This is a genomic window from uncultured Streptococcus sp. (genome assembly GCF_901875575.1).
Lineage (GTDB): Bacteria > Bacillota > Bacilli > Lactobacillales > Streptococcaceae > Streptococcus.
In genome coordinates, this window is the sequence record NZ_CABFMF010000033.1 from 87050 (window position 1) to 101506 (window position 14457).

19 protein-coding genes are annotated in these 14457 nt (G+C 41.1%); 13 read left to right on the plus strand and 6 right to left on the minus strand.

What is annotated here, in order from left to right; translation table 11 throughout:
- Window positions 1-33: 33 nt before the first annotated feature.
- The 5 genes from QZ114_RS07375 to QZ114_RS07395 all read left to right on the plus strand — a co-directional run bounded on the left by QZ114_RS07375 (window position 34) and on the right by QZ114_RS07395 (window position 4704).
- The gene (locus tag QZ114_RS07375) at window positions 34-711 is read left to right on the plus strand and encodes a tRNA (adenine(22)-N(1))-methyltransferase TrmK (protein ID WP_295501597.1); all 678 of its coding nucleotides are present in this window, start codon (window positions 34-36) and stop codon (window positions 709-711) included.
- The gene (locus QZ114_RS07380) at window positions 698-1495 is read left to right on the plus strand and encodes a Nif3-like dinuclear metal center hexameric protein (protein ID WP_295501599.1); all 798 of its coding nucleotides are present in this window, start codon (window positions 698-700) and stop codon (window positions 1493-1495) included. Before QZ114_RS07375 ends, QZ114_RS07380 begins: the two co-directional genes overlap by 14 nt.
- A gap of 16 nt (window positions 1496-1511) precedes the next feature.
- Window positions 1512-2627 (plus strand): FAD-binding oxidoreductase, encoded by a 1116-nt coding sequence (locus QZ114_RS07385; protein WP_295501601.1) that lies wholly within the window; start codon window positions 1512-1514, stop codon window positions 2625-2627.
- 87 nt (window positions 2628-2714) lie between these two features.
- A complete protein-coding gene (gene galE / locus QZ114_RS07390; RefSeq protein ID WP_295501603.1) occupies window positions 2715-3734 on the plus strand; it encodes a UDP-glucose 4-epimerase GalE in 1020 nt (339 codons plus the stop codon).
- A gap of 1 nt (window position 3735) precedes the next feature.
- On the plus strand, window positions 3736-4704 hold the full coding sequence (locus tag QZ114_RS07395) for a glycosyltransferase family 2 protein (protein WP_295501698.1): 969 nt from the start codon (window positions 3736-3738) through the stop codon (window positions 4702-4704).
- A 63-nt stretch (window positions 4705-4767) separates the two neighbouring features.
- Here QZ114_RS07395 and QZ114_RS07400 read toward each other — a convergent pair whose 3' ends face one another.
- Window positions 4768-4971 carry a ferredoxin gene (locus QZ114_RS07400; protein ID WP_295501605.1) on the minus strand — a complete coding sequence of 68 codons (204 nt, stop codon included), beginning with the start codon at window positions 4969-4971 and terminating at the stop codon, window positions 4768-4770.
- A gap of 45 nt (window positions 4972-5016) precedes the next feature.
- On the opposite strand from QZ114_RS07400, the gene QZ114_RS07405 reads away from it, so the two are divergent.
- From QZ114_RS07405 to QZ114_RS07420, 4 genes are all read left to right on the plus strand, one after another.
- The gene (locus QZ114_RS07405; protein ID WP_295501607.1) at window positions 5017-5481 is read left to right on the plus strand and encodes an SAG1386/EF1546 family surface-associated protein; all 465 of its coding nucleotides are present in this window, start codon (window positions 5017-5019) and stop codon (window positions 5479-5481) included.
- A gap of 9 nt (window positions 5482-5490) precedes the next feature.
- Window positions 5491-6162, plus strand: coding sequence for a (d)CMP kinase (gene cmk, locus QZ114_RS07410; protein WP_295501609.1), 672 nt, complete (start codon window positions 5491-5493; stop codon window positions 6160-6162).
- Window positions 6163-6290: 128 nt separating this feature from the next.
- A complete protein-coding gene (locus QZ114_RS07415; protein ID WP_295501611.1) occupies window positions 6291-6629 on the plus strand; it encodes a zinc ribbon domain-containing protein YjdM in 339 nt (112 codons plus the stop codon).
- A 2-nt stretch (window positions 6630-6631) separates the two neighbouring features.
- Window positions 6632-7261, plus strand: a complete 630-nt coding sequence (locus QZ114_RS07420) for a Pr6Pr family membrane protein (protein WP_295501613.1) — start codon at window positions 6632-6634, stop codon at window positions 7259-7261.
- Here the strand turns inward: QZ114_RS07420 and QZ114_RS07425 are convergent.
- The gene (locus QZ114_RS07425) at window positions 7258-7404 is read right to left on the minus strand and encodes a hypothetical protein (protein ID WP_295501615.1); all 147 of its coding nucleotides are present in this window, start codon (window positions 7402-7404) and stop codon (window positions 7258-7260) included. The two genes, QZ114_RS07420 and QZ114_RS07425, sit on opposite strands and share 4 nt — an antisense overlap.
- Before the next feature lie 130 nt (window positions 7405-7534).
- Here QZ114_RS07425 and QZ114_RS07430 point away from each other — a divergent pair, with 130 nt between their 5' ends.
- Window positions 7535-8686, plus strand: a complete 1152-nt coding sequence (locus QZ114_RS07430) for an MFS transporter (RefSeq protein ID WP_295501617.1) — start codon at window positions 7535-7537, stop codon at window positions 8684-8686.
- An 85-nt stretch (window positions 8687-8771) separates the two neighbouring features.
- Here the strand turns inward: QZ114_RS07430 and QZ114_RS07435 are convergent, their stop codons facing one another.
- Window positions 8772-8936 carry a hypothetical protein gene (locus tag QZ114_RS07435; RefSeq protein ID WP_295501619.1) on the minus strand — a complete coding sequence of 55 codons (165 nt, stop codon included), beginning with the start codon at window positions 8934-8936 and terminating at the stop codon, window positions 8772-8774.
- A 134-nt stretch (window positions 8937-9070) separates the two neighbouring features.
- Here QZ114_RS07435 and truA point away from each other — a divergent pair, with 134 nt between their 5' ends.
- The 3 genes from truA to QZ114_RS07450 are packed head-to-tail and all read left to right on the plus strand — an operon-like array spanning window position 9071 to window position 11022.
- Window positions 9071-9820, plus strand: a complete 750-nt coding sequence (gene truA, locus QZ114_RS07440; RefSeq protein WP_295501621.1) for a tRNA pseudouridine(38-40) synthase TruA — start codon at window positions 9071-9073, stop codon at window positions 9818-9820.
- A complete protein-coding gene (locus QZ114_RS07445; protein WP_295501623.1) occupies window positions 9810-10583 on the plus strand; it encodes a bifunctional hydroxymethylpyrimidine kinase/phosphomethylpyrimidine kinase in 774 nt (257 codons plus the stop codon). Before truA ends, QZ114_RS07445 begins: the two co-directional genes overlap by 11 nt.
- Window positions 10561-11022, plus strand: coding sequence for an ECF transporter S component (locus QZ114_RS07450; protein ID WP_295501626.1), 462 nt, complete (start codon window positions 10561-10563; stop codon window positions 11020-11022). The genes QZ114_RS07445 and QZ114_RS07450 overlap by 23 nt, the downstream gene beginning before the upstream one ends.
- A 36-nt stretch (window positions 11023-11058) precedes the next feature.
- On the opposite strand, the gene QZ114_RS07455 is transcribed toward QZ114_RS07450, so the two are convergent.
- From QZ114_RS07455 to murT, 3 genes are all read right to left on the minus strand, one after another.
- Window positions 11059-12141, minus strand: a complete 1083-nt coding sequence (locus QZ114_RS07455; RefSeq protein ID WP_295501630.1) for a Xaa-Pro peptidase family protein — start codon at window positions 12139-12141, stop codon at window positions 11059-11061.
- A gap of 126 nt (window positions 12142-12267) precedes the next feature.
- On the minus strand, window positions 12268-13050 hold the full coding sequence (gene gatD / locus QZ114_RS07460) for a lipid II isoglutaminyl synthase subunit GatD (protein ID WP_295501633.1): 783 nt from the start codon (window positions 13048-13050) through the stop codon (window positions 12268-12270).
- The gene (gene murT / locus QZ114_RS07465) at window positions 13050-14393 is read right to left on the minus strand and encodes a lipid II isoglutaminyl synthase subunit MurT (protein WP_295501636.1); all 1344 of its coding nucleotides are present in this window, start codon (window positions 14391-14393) and stop codon (window positions 13050-13052) included. The genes gatD and murT overlap by 1 nt, the downstream gene beginning before the upstream one ends.
- Between the last annotated feature and the right edge of the window lie 64 nt (window positions 14394-14457).

The window sequence follows — 14457 nt, forward strand, 5'->3', positions numbered from 1 at the left end:
AAGAGGGAATAGAGTTTTGGAAAGTGAGAGAAGATGATTTCAAAGAGATTAGAATTGGTAGCTTCCTTTGTGCCACAGGGAGCCATTTTACTAGATGTGGGAAGTGACCATGCTTATCTGCCTATCAACTTGGTCGAAAGAGGACAAATCAAAAGTGCCATTGCGGGTGAGGTGGTGGAAGGTCCATACCAATCTGCAGTCAAAAATGTTGAGGCTCACGACCTAAAGGAGAAAATCCAGGTTCGTTTAGCCAATGGCTTGGCAGCTTTTGAAGAGGCAGACCAAGTATCTGTCATTACCATTGCTGGTATGGGTGGTCGTTTGATTGCTAGGATTTTAGAAGAAGGCTTGGACAAGTTAGCTCATGTAGAGCGTTTGATTCTCCAGCCCAATAATCGTGAAGACGACTTGCGTATCTGGCTACAAGAGAACGGATTTCAGATTGTAGCTGAAAGCATCGTAGAAGAGGCTGGCAAGTTTTACGAGATTTTGGTGGTGGAAGCAGGCAAAATGAAGCTATCAGCCAGTGATGTTCGCTTTGGACCTTTCTTGTCCAAAGAAGTCAGTCCGGTTTTTGTACAAAAATGGCAAAAAGAAGCTGAGAAGCTAGAGTTCGCCCTCAGACAAATTCCAGAAAAAAATCTGGAGGAACGTCAAGTTCTAGTAGATAAAATTCAAGCCATCAAGGAGGTTCTCCATGCTAGCAAGTGAAGTGATTAAAGCGTATGAAGCCTTTTGCCCTCAGGAATTTTCTATGGAAGGAGACAGTCGCGGCTTGCAAATTGGCACTTTGGACAAGGATATCCAAAGAGTCATGATTGCTCTCGATATTCGTGAAGAAACGGTGGCTGAAGCTATTGAAAAGGGTGTGGATTTGATTATTGTCAAGCATGCACCGATTTTCCGTCCTATCAAGGATTTGGTAGCTAGCCGTCCGCAAAATCAGATTTATATCGATCTCATCAAACATGACATCGCAGTTTATGTTAGCCATACCAATATTGACATTGTTGAAAATGGCCTCAATGACTGGTTCTGTCAGATGCTGGGCATCGAGGAAACGACTTATCTACAGGAGACAGGTCCAGAACGTGGAATTGGTCGTATTGGGAATATTCAACCTCAGACCTTTGGAGATTTTGCCCAACATGTCAAGCAAGTCTTTGGCCTAGATAGCCTTCGAATGGTGCATTATCAAGAAAGTGATTTGCAGAAGCCTATTTCAAGAGTGGCCATCTGTGGTGGAAGTGGGCAGTCATTCTATAAGGATGCCCTAACTAAGGGAGCCCATGTCTACATCACTGGTGATATCTATTACCACACAGCCCAGGACATGCTGTCAGATGGGTTGCTAGCACTGGACCCTGGTCACTATATCGAAGTGCTCTTTGTGGAAAAAATCGCAGAACTTCTTAATCAATGGAAAAAGGAAAAAGACTGGACTATTGATATTGTACCTAGTCAAGCATCGACCAACCCTTTCCACCATATCTAGTTAGAAAGTGAAAACAATGAAAAAAGTTGCCATTATTGGAGCAGGAATTGTGGGAGCAACAGCTGCCTACTACCTCTCGAAAGAAAGTGACCTAGAGGTGACCGTTTTTGACTATGGAAAAGGTCAAGCCACCAAGGCGGCGGCGGGAATTATCAGTCCTTGGTTTTCCAAACGCCGTAATAAAGCCTGGTACAAAATGGCGCGCTTGGGGGCTGACTTTTATGTGGATTTATTAGCTGATTTAGAGAAATCAGGGCAAGAAATCGACTTTTATCAGCGCTCGGGAGTCTTTCTCTTGAAAAAGGATGAAACAAAGCTAGAAGAACTCTATCAACTAGCCTTAGAGCGTAGAGATGAGTCTCCCTTGATAGGAGACTTGGCTATTTTAGATAAAGTCTCTGCTAGTGAGTTCTTTCCTGGGTTACAGGGATTTGACCGCCTACTCTATGCTTCTGGTGGAGCGAGAGTAGATGGTCAGCTCTTGGTCACTCGTTTACTAGAAGCTAGTAAGGTTGAAGTGGTGAGAGAAGAGGTGGGTCTAAATCCTTTATCAGCAGGCTACCAGATTGGAGACCGCATTTTTGATCAGGTTATTTTAGCGACAGGTGCTTGGTTGGGACAAATATTGGAACCGCTAGGTTATCAGGTGGATGTTCGTCCCCAAAAGGGGCAACTCCGAGATTATCACGTAGAGCAAGACATGGTAAACTATCCTGTTGTTATGCCAGAAGGGGAGTGGGATTTGATTCCCTTTGCAGGTGGGAAATTATCATTAGGTGCTACCCATGAAAATGACATGGGATTTGATTTGACGGTAGATGAAATCTTGCTCCAACAAATGGAAGATGCAGCCCTGCCTTGCTATCCTAGTTTAGTAGAAGCTACCAGAGCTGGTGAACGTGTGGGAATTCGCGCCTATACTAGTGATTTCTCTTCCTTTTTTGGGCAAGTGCCAGATTTAACAGGTGTCTATGCGGCTAGTGGATTGGGTTCTTCAGGTCTCACAACTGGACCTATTATTGGCTACCATTTAGCTCGATTACTTCAAGGAAAAACTGTAACATTAGAAAGTTCTGATTATCCAATTGAGAAGTATGTAAAGCAAATAGAAAATGAATCATTTTTTTACTAAATTTTCACTAAAGGCTTTAGTATGGTAAATGACATTCCCTATCAAAAATGGTAAAATAAGAAAAAATCTGAGAATCGAGGAAAACAGATGCAAGAAAAGATCTTGGTAACCGGCGGTGCCGGTTTTATCGGAACCCACACTGTAATTGAGTTAATCCAAGCAGGCCATCAGGTTGTTGTGGTGGATAACCTTGTTAATAGTAATAGAAAAAGTTTAGAAGTTGTTGAGAGAATTACAGGAGTTGAAGTGCCTTTCTATGAGGCAGATATCCGTGACACTGATACTCTCAGAGATATTTTCAAGCAGGAAGAACCGACAGGTGTTATTCACTTTGCTGGTTTGAAGGCTGTAGGAGAATCAACACGTATCCCTCTGGCCTACTATGACAACAATATTGCTGGAACTGTCAGCCTTTTGAAAGTTATGGAAGAAAACAACTGTAAAAACATCATCTTCAGTTCTTCTGCGACAGTTTACGGAGATCCTCATACAGTACCAATCTTGGAAGATTTCCCACTTTCAGTGACCAATCCATACGGTCGTACTAAACTCATGTTAGAGGAAATTTTGACGGATATTTACAAGGCAGACTCAGAATGGAATGTGGTCTTACTTCGTTACTTTAACCCAATCGGAGCTCATGAAAGTGGCGATTTGGGTGAAAATCCAAACGGTATTCCAAACAACCTCTTGCCATATGTGACTCAAGTTGCAGTTGGAAAACTGGAGCAAGTTCAGGTTTTCGGTGATGACTATGAAACAGAAGACGGAACTGGTGTTCGTGACTATATCCACGTTGTCGATTTGGCTAAAGGTCACGTCGCAGCCCTTAAAAAAATCCAAAAAGGTTCAGGACTGAACGTTTACAACCTTGGAACAGGTAAAGGCTACTCTGTTCTTGAGATTATCCAAAATATGGAAAAAGCGGTGGGACGTCCAATTCCTTACCGTATCGTAGAACGTCGCCCAGGTGATATCGCAGCCTGCTATTCAGACCCTGCAAAAGCCAAAGCAGAACTCGGTTGGGAAGCAGAACTAGGCATCACCCAAATGTGTGAAGACGCATGGCGTTGGCAAAGTAAACATCCAAATGGATTTGACGATTAAGATGGTGATGTCAATCATTGTCCCCTGTTTAAACGAAGAGGAAGTACTTCCTCTTTTTTATCAGTCTGTAGAAGCTATAGTTCCTGACTTGGAAGCAGAAATCGAGTATCTCTTTGTCGATGATGGATCAAGTGATGGAACCTTGGAACTCTTAAAGTCCTATCGGGAGCAAAATTCAGCAGTACATTATATTTCGTTCTCGCGAAATTTTGGCAAAGAAGCTGCTCTTTATGCAGGTTTGCAGTATGCGACAGGAAATCTGGTGGTGGTGATGGATGCAGATCTCCAAGATCCTCCTAGTATGTTGTTAGAGATGAAAAATTTACTAGAGCAAAATGCAGATTTGGATTGTGTAGGAACACGGAGAACTAGTCGAGGGGGAGAACCAGTTTTACGTAGTCTCTGTGCTAATCTCTTTTATCGCCTCATGAAAAAAATTAGTCCAGTAGCCCTGCCGTCAGGTGTCCGTGATTTTCGCATGATGAGAAGATCCGTAGTTGATGCCATTTTAAGCTTGACGGAGTCCAATCGTTTTTCTAAGGGGCTCTTTGCCTGGGTCGGCTTTAAAACCCACTATCTGGACTATCCAAATATTGAAAGACAGGCTGGCAAGACCAGTTGGAGTTTTAGGCAACTCTTTTTCTACTCTCTTGAAGGGATTGTTAATTTTTCAGATTTTCCCCTAATTATAGCCTTCGTAGCGGGTCTCCTATCTTGTTTTATTTCTTTGCTTATGACCTTTTTTGTGGTGGTTCGAACTCTCATTTTAGGGAATCCTACATCTGGTTGGACTTCACTTATGGCAGTGATTCTATTTCTAGGAGGAATTCAACTTTTAACAATTGGGATTCTCGGAAAATATATCAGTAAGATTTATTTAGAGACCAAAAAAAGACCACTTTATCTCATCAAAGAAAGAAGTGCTCTTCCTGTTGTTATTAAAGAAAAAAATAAGGTTAAAAGACTATAATTTTACTTGAAAATATGATAGACTAGAAGAGATGAAAAGACATCCTAAATTTAAGATTTTATTTTAAGATTGATCTTTAATCAAGGCACGTGTAGGGCAATTTTTGACTGCTTCTAAAATGTCTTGATTGGGACAAATTTCTTTTTCTAGTTGATTTGGATCATCGTAAAAGCGCACGATACCATTATCGTGATAATCAAAAAGATCAGAGTAAGTTTGACAGAGCCCACAGGCAATGCAGCGTTCAGGTATAAGTGTGATTTTCATATTTATATTGTAATAAGAAAAGCAAAAAAACACAAGGAGTAAGGTATGGGAAAAGAACCGTGGAAAGAAGATATTTATGAAGAAAAAGAAGAAACAAGATCTGAACGACGTAGAACTGAACTTGGAGAAATAACAGCTAATCGTGTTTTGACAATTCTAGCGAGTATTTTCTTTGTAATTGTTTTAGTAATGATTATTGTTTTAGTTTATCTTTCATCTGGAGGGAGCAATCGTACACTAGCCTTAAAAGACTTTCACGACTCTAGCACAAATGTCGAACAGGTATCTTCTTCTACAAGTACTGAACAAGAAGCTTCTGCTACAGACAAAAAAGAAGCATCTAATTCTGAGAATCAAGAAGGGACTACGAAAGTTTTACCAGGAGAAGGAGAAGCTGCCATTGCAGCTCGTGTTGGTATTTCGATAGCTCAATTGGAAACCTTGAATCCTTCTCACATGTCGACAGGATCATGGTATGCTGATCCTGGTGATGTTGTTAAGACTAGATAGGAGTCAGAAATGAAAACAATTCAAATTGCAATTGATGGTCCTGCCTCAAGTGGCAAAAGTACAGTAGCGAAGATTATTGCTAAGGAGTTTGGTTACACATATTTAGATACAGGTGCTATGTATCGAGCTGCTACTTACATCGCATTGAAACACCAATTGAACGAAGACAATGTAGAGCAACTACTTGGACTTCTTGAACAGCATCCCATTAGTTTTGGGCGTTCAGAAGCAGGGGAACAGCTTGTTTTTGTAGGGGATGTAGATATCACTCATCCGATTCGTGAAAATGAAGTGACAAATCGTGTATCTACCATTGCAGCGATACCAGTTATCCGTGAAAAGTTGGTGGCTCTCCAACAGGAAATTGCCCAAAAAGGTGGCATTGTCATGGATGGCCGTGATATTGGGACTGTTGTATTGCCACAAGCAGAATTAAAAGTTTTTCTTGTAGCTTCTGTTGATGAAAGAGCAAAACGACGTTACGAGGAAAATATGGCCAAAGGTATTGAAACAGACCTCGAAAAACTTAAAGAGGAGATTGCTGCACGTGATTATAAAGATAGTCATCGTGAAACTTCACCTCTTAAACAAGCAGAGGATGCAATCTACCTCGATACAACTGGTTTAACTATTGAAGAAGTGGTTGATAAAATCAAGGAAGAAGCTAAAAAGAAAATGTAGAATGATGAAACCGATTCTTGGATATCGGTTTTTTCTCTATTTGTCAAAAACCTATTTTTAGGGTATAATAGTTGCTGTTCGAGAAAATTTGATTTTCAAAGAATAGTGAAACCTTATAAGGAGATGTTATGAACAATTTACCAAATTGTAAAGAATGCGATTCAGAATATGTTTACGAAGATGGAGCTATGCTAGTTTGCCCTGAGTGTGCTTATGAGTGGAATCCTGCTGAAGTTGCCGAAGTGGAGGAGGGTCTTGTAGCTATTGATGCCAATGGAAATAAATTGACAGATGGCGATACAGTCACTTTGATCAAGGATTTAAAAGTTAAAGGTGCGCCTAAAGATTTAAAACAAGGTACGCGCGTCAAGAATATCCGCATTGTAGAAGGCGACCATAATATTGACTGTAAGATTGATGGATTTGGTGCTATGAAACTCAAGTCAGAATTTGTGAAGAAGATTTAATCATGTCGAATAAACTTAAATTTATTTTTTATAGCCGTATCTTTTTGTTTCTAACAGCTTTTACTGGCGTCTATCTTGAAATCGTCAATCGTGGTGGTTTTGGGATGCTTCTCTATTATACGGTTCTATCTAACCTTTTAGTAGCAATTTTTACCCTCTATCTGTTAAGGGTTATGAAGCGGGATGGTGAAAACTGGCAAGGTCCAACTCTTTTACGTTTAAAGGGTGGTGTCACCATGAGTATTATGATTACCTGTGTGATTTATCATTTTCTCTTGGCACCTATCGCAACCAATTTCTATACGCTAGAAAATTTCCTTTGCCATTATATTGTACCTCTCTGGTTTTTAGCAGATACTCTTTTCTTTGATAAGCAGGGTCAATATAAGATTTGGGATCCCATTGTGTGGACAATTTTACCCCTGCTTTATATGATTTTTGCTCTTTTTAATGGCTTGGTATTGAAACTGGATATCCCAAATTCTAAGGTCAGCCCCTTCCCTTATTTCTTTTTGAATGTAGCTAAAGGATGGGACGTGGTTATCAAGTGGTGTGCCATTATCTTTGTAGCTTATATGTTGGCAGGATTTGTCTTTTACTTTATTAAGCAAATCAAGAGAAAGTCATCCTAATACTCTTCGAAAATCTCTTCAAACCACGTCAGTTTCGCCTTAAGGGTATATATGTGACTGACTTCGTCAGTTTCATCTACAACCTCAAAACAGTGTTTTGAGGAGCCTGCGGCTAGCTTCCTAGTTTGCTCTTTGATTTTCATTGAGTATAAGACACAAGGGATTCATTTTCGAGTTTAAGAAGGAGTCTGTACACTAAAGAGACTTCTTCTTTTCTTGCTTGAGAATTATCAACAGAGAAAGATATTAAGAGAAAATATAGAAAGAGATTTCATGAAACAATTTTTAGAAAGGGCTAGTATTCTCGCCCTATCCCTCGTTTTAATTACTTCCTTTTCCATTTCGAGTGCCTTACCAGCAATGTTTGACTATTACCAAGGATATCCTAAGGAACAAATTGAACTCCTGGTCAGTCTTCCTTCTTTTGGCATTATGATCATGCTATTGTTGAATGGAGTTCTTGAAAAAATGTTTGCTGAGAGGTTACAGATTAGTTTGGGGCTGCTGATATTATCTCTCAGTGGAATCGCACCTTTCTGGTATCAAGGCTATGCTTTTGTCTTTGGAATGCGAATTCTTTTTGGTCTTGGAGTAGGAATGATTAACGCCAAGGCTATTTCCATTATCAGCGAACGCTATCATGGAAAACCCCGAATTCAGATGTTGGGCTTAAGAGGATCGGCAGAAGTAGTTGGAGCTTCTCTTATCACATTGGCAGTTGGCCAACTTATAGTGTTTGGTTGGACAGCTACTTTCCTAGCCTATAGTGCTGGATTCTTAGTCTTGATTCTCTATCTCCTCTTTGTTCCTTATGGCAAGGAAAAGAAAGAAGTTAAGCAAAAAGAGATGGGAACAAACAGCTTAAGCCGTGAAATGAAAGGGTTGATTTTCCTTTTAGCCATTGAAGCCGCAGTTGTAGTGTGTACCAATACAGCAATCACGATTCGGATTCCAAGCTTGATGGTGGAAAGAGGACTAGGAGATGCCCAGTTATCTAGCTTTGTCTTAAGTGTTATGCAGCTTATTGGTATTGTAGCAGGTATCAGTTTTTCCTTCCTAATCTCAGTCTTTAAAGAAAGATTGCTTCTCTGGTCTGGTATTACCTTCGGCTTAGGGCAAATTGTGATTGCCATTTCTCCATCCTTATGGGTGATTGTAGTAGGAAGTCTTGTAGCTGGCTTTGCTTATAGCGTGGCCTTAACGACTGTCTTTCAGCTGTTATCAGTCCGCATTCCATCTAAATTATTGAACCAAGCAACCTCTTTTGCAGTATTGGGTTGTAGTTTTGGGGCTTTTACAACACCGATTGTTTTAGCTCTTATTGGCTTCATAACACAAAATAGTATGATTGTTTTTGCTCTTCTAGGTGGATGGTTAATTGTGACTTCTATTTTAGTCATGTATGTACTACAAAAGAAAGCTTAGGAATTCTTTCCCAAGTTTTTTTTCTATATGAAGCTACAAGAATAAACTTTGGTCAAAACTAATACTCTTCGAAAATCTCTTCAAATCACGTCAGCGTCGCCTTACCGTAGGTATGGTGACTGATTTCGTCAGTTCTATTTACAACCTCAAAGCAGTGCTTTGAGCTGACTTCGTCAGTTCTATCTGCAACCTCAAAACAGTGTTTTGAGCCACCTGCGACTAGTTTCCTAGTTTGCTTTTTGATTTTCATTGAGTATAAACAAGTTGCTAACCCAAAATGACTAAGATGTGGGAACTTAGTTTTCATAGACTTTTTATCTGTCCCTAATTAATTTTTGCTACTCTAGCTTGTTTACTCTGCCTTTTCTTGATAAAATAGAAGCTATGACGAGATATAAAGCAACTATTTCCTATGATGGTTACGCCTTTGCTGGTTTTCAGCGCCAGCCTCATGCGCGTAGCGTTCAGGAGGAACTTGAAAAAACCTTGACTAGATTGAATAAGGGCCAAGCTATTACTGTTCATGGAGCAGGGAGAACGGATAGTGGGGTTCATGCCCTGGGACAGGTCATTCATTTTGACCTGCCCTATCAAATGGATGAGGAAAAACTCCGTTTTGCTTTGGACACTCAGTCTCCTGAAGATATCGATGTGATTTCGATTGAGCTTGTGGCGGATGATTTTCATTGTCGTTATGCCAAGCACAGCAAGACTTATGAGTTTATCGTAGATAGAGGGCGTCCAAAAAATCCTATGAAACGCTATTATGCAACGCATTTTCCTTATCCGCTAGATGTGGCAAGGATGCAAGAAGCGATAAAAAAATTAAAAGGAACTCATGATTTCACAGGGTTTACAGCATCTGGTACCAGTGTGGAGGATAAGGTCAGGACCATTACAGAAGCCAGTCTTTCAGTCGATGAGACAGGACAGTTTTTAACCTTTAGCTTTTCTGGAAATGGCTTTCTGTATAAACAAATCAGAAATATGGTTGGAACCCTGCTGAAAATTGGGAACAATCGCATGCCAGTAGAGCAAATTGACTTGATTTTGGAGAAAAAAGACAGACAGCTTGCAGGGCCCACTGCAGCATCTAACGGTCTATATTTGAAGGAGATTACTTATGAAGAATAATCGTATTTTAGCACTTTCAGGAAATGATATTTTTAGTGGGGGTGGTTTGTCCGCTGATTTGGCTACCTATACCTTGAACGGTTTGCATGGCTTTGTGGCAGTGACTTGTTTGACAGCCTTGACAGAAAAAGGATTTGAAGTCTTTCCAACTGACGATACCATTTTTCAACATGAATTGGATAGCTTGCGTGATGTGGAGTTTGGGGGAATTAAGATTGGTCTTCTTCCTACTGTCAGTGTGGCTGAGAAGGCTTTGGACTTTATCAAACAACGCCCAGGAGTTCCTGTGGTACTGGATCCCGTCTTAGTCTGTAAGGAAACACACGACGTAGCTGTAAGTGAACTTTGCCAAGAGTTGATTCGCTTTTTCCCTCATGTCAGTGTGATTACGCCTAATCTTCCTGAAGCAGAATTGCTAGCAGGTCAAGAGATTAAGAATTTGGAAGATATGAAAGCAGTTGCGCAAAAATTGTATGATTTAGGTGCGCCAGCAGTAGTTGTTAAGGGAGGCAATCGTCTCAGACAAGATAAGGCTATGGATATCTTTTATGATGGACAAACCTTTACAGTGTTAGAAAATCCCGTTATCCAAGGACAAAATGCGGGTGCAGGATGTACCTTTGCTTCAAGCATTGCCAGTCACCTAGTCCAAGGACAAGAACTATCAGCAGCAATTGAAAGTTCAAAAGCATTCGTTTACCGTGCCATTGCACAAGCAGATCAATATGGAGTAAGACAATATGAAGCAAACAAAAACAACTAAAATTGCCCTTATATCCCTATTAACCGCCCTTTCTGTGGTTCTAGGTTATTTCTTAAAAATTCCAACGCCGACAGGTATTCTAACTCTTTTAGATGCGGGTGTCTTCTTTGCAGCCTTCTATTTTGGTAGTCGAGAAGGTGCTATTGTTGGAGGATTGGCTGGATTCCTCATTGACCTCTTATCAGGCTATCCTCAGTGGATGTTCTTTAGTTTAATTAACCATGGTTTGCAGGGATTTTTTGCAGGTTTCAAAGGAAAAGGCCAGTGGCTAGGTCTTGTCTTAGCAACTTTTGCCATGGTTGGGGGCTATGTTTTGGGTTCAACTTTGATGAATGGCTGGGCAGCAGCCCTACCTGAAATTCTTCCCAACTTTTTCCAAAATACAGTGGGGATGATTGTCGGATTTATTTTGAACCAAAGCATCAAGAAGATAAAGTAAAAAGTTAGCTGTTCGAGCTAACTTTTTTGTATAAATTTAATCAAAATAAAGCAAGTCTTTGCTGGTGCTTGTAAAGAGGTCAAAACCATTCTTAGTAACAACACCGCAGTCTTCGATACGGACACCAACCTTGCCAGGGATATAGATACCAGGTTCAACAGAGAAGCACATGCCTTCTTCGATAACCAAGTCGTTTCCTTCCATGATAGATGGGAATTCGTGGACATCCATACCGATACCATGACCGAGACGGTGGTTGAAGTATTCACCGTAACCAGCTTTTTCGATAACCTCACGGGCAGCACGGTCCACTTCATGGGCAGTCACACCTGGTTTGATAAAGTCAAGAGCAGCTTGTTGGGCTTCAAGAGTCAAGTTGTAAATATCTTTCTTGAACTGATCTGGTTTACCGACAGCGACTGTACGAGTCATGTCAGACGCATAGCCGTTGACCAGAACCCCTAGGTCAAAGAGGAGAAGAGCATTATTTTCAACCTTATTAGCTGCTGGAATGCCGTGTGGATTCGCAGCATTATCGCCAGTCAAGACCATGGTATCAAAGCTCATTTCATAACCTTCACGTTTCATGGCAAAGTCGATTTGAGCGATAATATCTGTCTCCGTCTTATCAAGAGAGATATTATCGAAACCAACCTTAACAGCCTTATCAGCATAAAGACCTGCAACCATCATTTTTTGCACTTCATCAGCTGATTTGATAAGGCGCATGCGTTGGATACGGGGAGTGAGGTTGTCAAACTCAGCAGTTTCAAAGACAGTTTTTAAACCATGATATTTGGTTAAGATGAGATTGTCAAACTCGACAGCGACACGTTTGAAGTCAAGTTGTGGAAGAGCATGTTTCATTTTTTGCCATGGATTTTCAGAGTCCACATAGCCCACAACTGGGAAGGAAACAGTGCTACTTGCACGCTCCACTTCAAGGGCTGGGACAAAGAGGAGAGATTCCTGATCTGCTAGGACAAAAAGGAACATTTGGCGTTCATGGGGATCACTGTAAAAGCCAGTGAGGTAATTGATTGTGACGGGGTCAGATACGACAGCGACGTCTAGTTTTTCTGTTTCAAGATATGTTACGATTTGTTGTAATTTAGACATATGCTACCTTCTTTCTACCCCTCTATTTTGGCAAAAAATGAGAGAAAATGCAAGGGAGAAGGGTAAAAGAATAGGTAAAAAGAACCCCAATACTTTAGTGGAGTTCTTTTGAGTATGGCTTTGTATTTATGAAAAGTCAGCCTTGCTTTTGACGTCGCTGTATTCTTCAGCGATTTCTTGGCTGAGAATGTCCTCATAAGCAGGGAGTTGAATGTCCTGACCATATTTCTTCTTGAGGGCAGTAGTGACTAGTCTATAAGCCAGATTGGCATTACGAGAGAGGATAGGCCCGTGGAAGTAAGAACCAAAGACATTTTTATAATGAACCCCTTCTCCGACTTTTTCTTCATTATTCCCATTTCCGTAAACAATATGGCCAAGCGGTTTTTGGTCATCTGAGAGGAAGGTACGGCCCTGGTGGTTTTCAAATCCATAGTAGGTTTCATTGAAATCTTTATTGTGAATCTTGATGTCCCCGATAAAGCGATTATTGGTCTGGTTGAGGGTATAGTGACCCATGACCCCTAGTCCTTCGATGCGTTTGCCTGAAGCTTCAACATAATATTGACCTAGTAGTTGGAAACCACCGCAGATGGCTAAAACTACTCCGTCATTTTGAATGTAGTTGTCAATGCTCTCTTTTTTAGCAGGTAGGTCGTCTGCAATGATACTCTGTTCAAAGTCTTGACCCCCACCGAAAAAGGCAATGTCGTAGTGCTTTTCGTCAAAGTCATCATGGAGAGAAACGATGTCAACTGTCACATGGGCTCCTAGTTTTTCAGCTACATACTTGAGCATGAGGATGTTTCCATTGTCCCCGTAGGTATTCATGAGGTTTCCGTAGAGGTGGGCAATGTTGAGCTGATAAGGGTAATTGCCAGCTTTTGAGGAAAGTGAAGTATAAACCATTAGTTCATCTCCTTTCTAACAATCTGACGACTAGCCAGCAATTCGCGGAATTCAAGCATAGCAGTATAGGTAGCCAGGATATAGGCATGCTTGCAGTCCTGATTCTCGATGGTCTTAAGAACTTGCTCCAGACTACTTGTTTCAGTGATTTTCTCAGCCGGATAGCCAGTCACTCGAAGGCGACGTGCGATTTCAGAATGGCGAACACCTCCAGCGTTGATTTCAGGAATGTCCATGTCAGTGATTTGTTCAAAATCAGCATCCCAGATCCAGCTGGTATCAATACCGTCTGCATAGTTGGCATTGAGGAGGACAGACAGGCTAAATGGATAAGGAGCTAGTTTAATCATTTCGATAGCTTGGGTCGCACCTACTGGATTTTTAATCAAGACGAGGGTACATTCCTTGTCACCGATATGGAAGGTTTCTTGGCGTCCAAAGACTGCACGGCTCTTGTCAAATCCTTGCTTGATCAGTTGTGAATCTGCACCAAGGAAACGGGCGATGGCAACCGCAGCTAGGGCGTTGTAGATATTGTAGAGTCCACCGATTTGGATACCATATTCTTGGCCGTCAATGACAAAGCGAGAGCGATTGTTGGTCAACTCAACTAGTTCTGTCAAGCGATAGTCGAGATCAGGACGTTTACATCCACAACCTTCACAGATATAGGCACCCAAGTTTGCATAGGTATTGTGTTCATATTTGAGGATACCTTGACAGTCAGGGCAGAGAATCCCTTCGGTATTGTAGTGAGCCAGTTGGGCTGGCCCTTTCTCCAAGTCAAAACCAAAATACTCTACAGGATTTGGAATAGCTGGCTTGTAGAAAAGTGGACTATCTCCATTAAGGAGAACAGTAGCCGTAGGCACCTTACGAATGGCATCCAAAATCATCTTATAAGTCGTGTAAATTTCACCATAGCGATCCATCTGATCACGGAAGATATTGGTGATGACAAAAAGGCTTGGCTGGATATAGTCACAGATACGAGAAAGGCTGGCTTCGTCAATTTCTAGGACGGCAATATTTTTCCCAGTTTTAGAAGATTTGGCTGTTAAGAAGGTTGTCGCAATCCCTGTAATCATGTTGGCACCGCTTGGATTGGTCAGAACTTGACCATAAACCTCTTTTAAAATGCCGACAGTGAGGGCAGTTGTCAAGGTTTTTCCGTTGGTTCCAGTTACCACGACAATCTCGTAGTTCTTAGCTAGGTTTTGTAAAATATCTTTATCAAATTGAAGGGCGAGTTTTCCTGGAAGGGTACTCCCACGGCCAAGACGGCTCAAGATCAAGTGAGAAGAACGCCCAGCAAGGAGCCCGAAAATCGTTTTTAAATTCATGTTTCTATTATACCACAACTCGCTCAGCAGTCCTATTATTATATATAGGGCAGCGATCTATAAC